The following is a 5,430-nucleotide window of genomic DNA, read 5'->3' on the forward strand; positions in this document are numbered from 1 at the left end:
ATATAACTTTCTAATTCGTCAGGCGGAATCACTCCTGATTTATAGACTTTTCCTTCGGTTATCGTTTCGAAATTATGATTGATATTCATATCATACACGTACTTCCCTACTAGTATCAAAACAGCGGCAAGTACTGAAAAAACTATTATTTTTTTATTTTTTGTCATAATTTAATTATTTGGCATATAATTTTTGATCAATCACTCGTTCCATATAATCCTGAATAAAGGCTTTGCAGCACAATTCTAATTCATTCATTTCTGGAGTTCTTTTATGTATCAAATTTTTTGTCAATCCTTTGTCGTTTTTCGCATAAAAACCCGTTGCATTAGTGCCATCAAAAGTACAAATGTAATTGCCTTTCAAAAAATTATGACTTGTACCTGTAGAATTAACTACAAATGGCATACTTGATTTTTTATCGAACAAACTCCTACCCCAACTTCGAAACGGCTTTTTGTAGCCAATCATATCCAAAATCGTAGGATAAATATCTATTTGTTGCGCCAAATCATCATCGACACCCACATATTTACTGTTGGGTTTATAGATAATAATAGGAACTGCAAAACGATTGATGGGTTTACTGTATTCATCATAATAAATAAGATTTCCATGATCAGCCACCAAAACAAAAATAGTATTATTGAACCAAGGCTGCTTTTTAGCTTCATCAAAAAATCGTTTCAAAGCATAATCAGTATATTCCGCACACTTATGCATGGGTATTTCTCCCTCGTGAAACCTGTTTTTATACTTTTCGGGAATAATATAAGGTTCATGAGAAGAAACGGTAAAGACAGTGGAGAAAAAAGGGGTTTTCTGCTTGTCTAAAGTGTTTTTCATAAACTGCAGAAAGGGTTCGTCCCAAATTCCCCAAAAACCATCAAACTCTGAATCGTCATTAAACTCGGTTCTACCATAGTATTTGTCGATACCTAATATATTTCCAAAACCTAGAAAACCCATCGAACCATTGGCAGCACCATGAAAAAATGAAGTGTTATAGCCTTCGCTTTCTAGAGTAGAAACCAAGGATTCTATTTTTTGCTTTGGATAAGGTGAAGAAGTAAAAGCATCTTTAAATGCAGGTATGCCAGCAAGAATGGACGACATACCGTGAATGGATTGTCTTCCATTGGCGTAAGCATTAGTAAAAATCATACTGTGTTGTGACAAAGAATCCAAAAATGGGGAGTGCGTTTTGTAATTGGGGATATTAGCCTTTTTATTAAATGCACCCACATATTCTCGACCATAACTTTCAATAATTATAACGACCACATTAGGTTTAGTAACAGGATTGTTATTGTATTGTTTTATGGGTTGTATTTTCACTGCAATCAGTTTTTCAGTTACTCCTTTAAAATTCGTTTTTTTAAAACCATTAGAAAAAAGAGTCCTAATAATAGCGAATGGTGTATTAAGTACAATATCAGAGTGAACAACGTTTTTCACATGTCTACTCGCATCTAAAAGATTAATAGGTCGGGTTGATTTTTTAAAATCGCCACCTCGAATTCCGCCAATAACTAGAATTAAAATTCCTAAAAATCCTATCGTGGAAAACCCAAAGTAGTGAACATTCTTCGAAGGTTTATGAACCTTTACCTCAATTCTTTTATATAAAAATACCCAAAGTGCTGATGAGAGAATAAACAGTAAAGCTACATGCCAATAATCCAGTATAAAACTTGCAAACAAAACCATTTTATTTGTTTCGTGTTTAACAACATCGAGAGCCACGATTGTAGAACGAGCAAGGGTGTACTTATAATAAATAAAATCAATATAATTCGTTAAATAAGCTAACAAATTCATTACGAAGTAGAGATAAAATAAGAATTTTTGATACCCTGAATGGGTGTTTTTAAAAAAAGGCAAAATGGAAAATACAATAAAAAGAAGATTAATGTATAAAATTGCCGTAGTATCAAACGCAATTCCGTAATAACAAAGTGACATTAATTCGGATATTGAATCAATTTTTAGTAAATCAATGTTATAAATATAAAATAAAATCCGGGCAATGAAATAAAAAAAATAGGCTAATAAAATCCTATAAAACAGAACTTTATATTCGTTTAATCGAAGATGATGCAACATGTATTTAATATTAAAAAAGAACTGTAAATATATTACAATTAATTCTGTTAGAATTGCCAATAAAAAACTAAAGTAAAATTATTTAATTCAAATTATAAAATTGGTAACTATTTATTTATTTCATAATTTGCATACCTATTATAACCCATAGTAAAATGACCGAGATAACAAGATTATTCGATTTCCCTCAGCACCAACTCAAAAAGTTTAAAATTGCTGATGCATTGGTCACCAAGCAAAATGGAGTTTGGATTAAAACTTCTACCGAAGAATATATTAATAATGCGAATACTATTTCAAGAGCATTACTACGATTAGGAATTCAAAAAAATGACAAAATAGCCATCATTTCGTCTAATAATAGAACCGAATGGCATATCATGGATATTGGTATATTACAAACTGGTGCTCAAAACGTGCCCATATACCCTACTATTTCTTCAGAAGATTATTTATATATTTTGAACCACTCCGAGGCATTATATTGTTTTGTATCTGATGAAGAAGTATATGAAAAAGTAAAATCAATTAAAAATAAACTGACTACGCTGAAAGAAGTTTTTTCGTTTAATGAAATCTATGACTGCAAAAATTGGAACGAATTATTAGCATTAGGAAAAGACAACAGTAATCAAGTAGAAGTTGAAGAACGAAAGAACAAAGTTTTACCTGAAGATTTAGCTACAATAATTTATACCTCTGGAACCACAGGCATTCCGAAAGGAGTAATGCTTTCGCATAAAAATATTGTTTCGAATGTATTGGATAGTGCTAATCGTATTCCGTTTGAAGAAGGCAAAAGCGTTGCCTTAAGTTTTTTGCCAATATGCCATATCTATGAACGAATGGTAACGTATATCTATCAATTTTATGGATGTTCTATTTATTTTGGCGAATCTATCGAAAAAATAAGTGACAATATCAAAGAAGTTCAACCTACCGTTATGACTGGTGTGCCGCGATTAATCGAAAAAGTGTATGATAAAATTATTTCAAAAGGTAGTGAGTTGACAGGCATCAAGAAAAAATTGTTTTTTTGGGCAGTTGCTATTGGCGAACAATATGAACCATATGGTGCCAATGGTTTTTGGTATGAGTTACAACTCAAAATTGCTCGAAAACTAATTTTCAGTAAATGGAAAGCGGGTCTTGGAGGTCGATTAGATTTAATTGTAAATGGAAGCGCGGCATTACAACCAAGATTAGCTAGAATATTTGCTGCAGCCGAAATATATATTATGGAAGGTTATGGACTAACTGAAACTTCGCCTGTAATCTCAGTGAATGATTTAAGGAATAAAGGTTTTAAAATTGGTACCGCTGGAAGAATTATTGACAATGTGATAATTAAAATAGCCGAAGATGGTGAAATTCTTTGCAAAGGACCAAACGTTATGATGGGTTATTATAAAGAACCTGAATTAACAAATACAGCTATTGTAAACGGCTATTTTCATACCGGTGATATCGGTATTATTGATAGCGAAGGTTTTCTAAAGATTACGGATCGTAAAAAAGAAATGTTCAAAACCTCTGGAGGAAAATACATTTCGCCTCAACTTTTAGAAAACGCGATGAAACAATCCCGTTTTATCGAAAATATCATGGTGATTGGTGAAGGACAAAAAATGCCAGCTGCTTTTATACAACTCAATTTTGAATACGTCAAAGAATGGCAGAAAATTCACGGAATACCTGTTGATAAGACCAATGAAGAGATTGTATCTAACCTAAAAGTGAAAGAAAGAATTCAAGATGAAATAGAAATCTTAAATAAAAAGTTTGGCAACTGGGAACAAATAAAACGTTTTGAATTAACCCCTGATGTATGGTCAATTATCGGGGGGCATTTGACTCCTACCATGAAACTAAAACGCAAAGTGGTTATGGAAAAATATGCTGATTTATTTCAAAAAATTTACTGTTAAAACCAACGTCGCCTTTTAAAATAATACAGCATAACCAAGCCCAACAAAAACATAATCCCGACAACAATATGATATCCGTTTTGATATTCCAATTCGGGCATGTATTTAAAATTCATTCCATAAACACCAACAATAAATGTGAGCGGAATGAAAATAGCCGATACAATAGTCAAGGTTTTCATAATCTCATTCATCTTATGGCTTTGAGCCGAAAAATAATAATTAGAAGCACTTTCTAATGAGACCATATCAGATTCTATTTGTTCTAAAAGCTCTAAACTTTTTTGGTATAATCTCGAAAAAAAAGTAAAATTATCCGACTCAATTGCATTGAATACGGTATCGTCTTTGATACTTTTAATACTATACAAAGATTCCCGTAAAGGGATAATAGATCGTTTCAAAAAATTTAAATTATCTCGATGTTTTTCGATTTTTTCCAGAATGATAGCGTCCGTACTTTTTTTGGTAAGATTAATTAATTCTTCTATTTTATCCTCTTCATTTTCTAGAGTAAAGTAAAAATTTTCCATTACAGCATCCAACAGAGTATAAAGTAAATAATCAGCTCTTTTTGTTCTAACTATACCGCTATGTGAACTAATACGATCCCTGATATGAATAAAAAAGTCACTTCGCTTTTCTTGAAAAGAAATCAAAACCCCTTCTTTAATCAAAAAACTTATTTGCTCTGCACAAATAGTTTCTGAATCTTCAGCGGGCAACAACGATTTAATGTTAAAAAATAAAATATCGTGCTGCTCTTCAATTTTAGTTCTTCGGGTGGTATTCAAAATATCGGCCAACATAAAATTGTCAATCTCAAAATAGTTTCCAATATTTTGTATCAATTCAAGATCATTGAGCCCATGAATATTGAGCCAATTTGTTTGATGTATATCGATATATTTTTCTATATCCGAAACCACTAACTCGGAATACACAGACAAGTTTTGGTCGTCATAAACATAAAGTTGCATTTCAGAATTGGTACGTTTGTGAATTCCTGTATACTCTAGGTTATAGGGTAAAGACTTTCTACCTTTTTTGTATTTTATTTTTCTCATTGATGATTTTTTACAAAGTAATATTACGAAAATATTTTAAACCCAAAACTGATATTTGTCAGTGATACTAATTTATTTCATAAAATATTTTCCACAAAAAAACCGAGCCAATGCTGACTCGGTTTTAAATAATAAATAAAAAAACTAACGCTAATCTTTTTGAGAGTTTACAGCCAAACTGTAAATTACCAAACCAAATCCAATTTTGTTAATTGCGTCTGCAATATTATAAACAACATCAATATTACCTTCTGGAATAATTCCGTTGTACCAACCAGTTGTACCCATCATATATCCTAATGGATAAATTGACCATCCTACTAGTACAA

Annotated in this window: 4 protein-coding genes; 1 reads left to right on the forward strand and 3 read right to left on the reverse strand. The window is 31.6% G+C overall.

Translation table 11 applies throughout. From position 1 onward, the window contains the following. Nucleotides 1–174: 174 nt before the first annotated feature. Nucleotides 175–2,106, reverse strand: a complete 1,932-nt coding sequence (locus ACKVOD_RS13015) for an LTA synthase family protein (RefSeq protein ID WP_409209898.1) — start codon at nt 2,104–2,106, stop codon at nt 175–177. A gap of 155 nt (nt 2,107–2,261) precedes the next feature. Between ACKVOD_RS13015 and ACKVOD_RS13020 the strand changes: the two genes are divergently transcribed. Beyond that, nucleotides 2,262–4,034 carry an AMP-dependent synthetase/ligase gene (locus tag ACKVOD_RS13020; protein ID WP_409209899.1) on the forward strand — a complete coding sequence of 591 codons (1,773 nt, stop codon included), beginning with the start codon at nt 2,262–2,264 and terminating at the stop codon, nt 4,032–4,034. Here ACKVOD_RS13020 and corA read toward each other — a convergent pair. Beyond that, nucleotides 4,031–5,101 carry a magnesium/cobalt transporter CorA gene (corA, locus tag ACKVOD_RS13025; RefSeq protein ID WP_409209900.1) on the reverse strand — a complete coding sequence of 357 codons (1,071 nt, stop codon included), beginning with the start codon at nt 5,099–5,101 and terminating at the stop codon, nt 4,031–4,033. The two genes, ACKVOD_RS13020 and corA, sit on opposite strands and share 4 nt — an antisense overlap. 150 nt (nt 5,102–5,251) lie before the next feature. Next, on the reverse strand, nt 5,252–5,430 hold a 179-nt coding region (locus tag ACKVOD_RS13030; protein WP_409209901.1), incomplete at its 5' end, for a bacteriorhodopsin.

This window comes from Flavobacterium sp. (assembly GCF_046155325.1).
Classification (GTDB): Bacteria; Bacteroidota; Bacteroidia; order Flavobacteriales; family Flavobacteriaceae; genus Flavobacterium.

Bases quoted from the DNA above. Each gene is read 5' to 3' on its own strand.
- ACKVOD_RS13015 (WP_409209898.1), bottom strand. From the start codon at position 2,106: ATGTTGCATCATCTTCGATTAAACGAATATAAAGTTCTGTTTTATAGG.
- ACKVOD_RS13020 (WP_409209899.1), top strand. From the start codon at position 2,262: ATGACCGAGATAACAAGATTATTCGATTTCCCTCAGCACCAACTCAAA.
- corA (WP_409209900.1), bottom strand. From the start codon at position 5,101: ATGAGAAAAATAAAATACAAAAAAGGTAGAAAGTCTTTACCCTATAAC.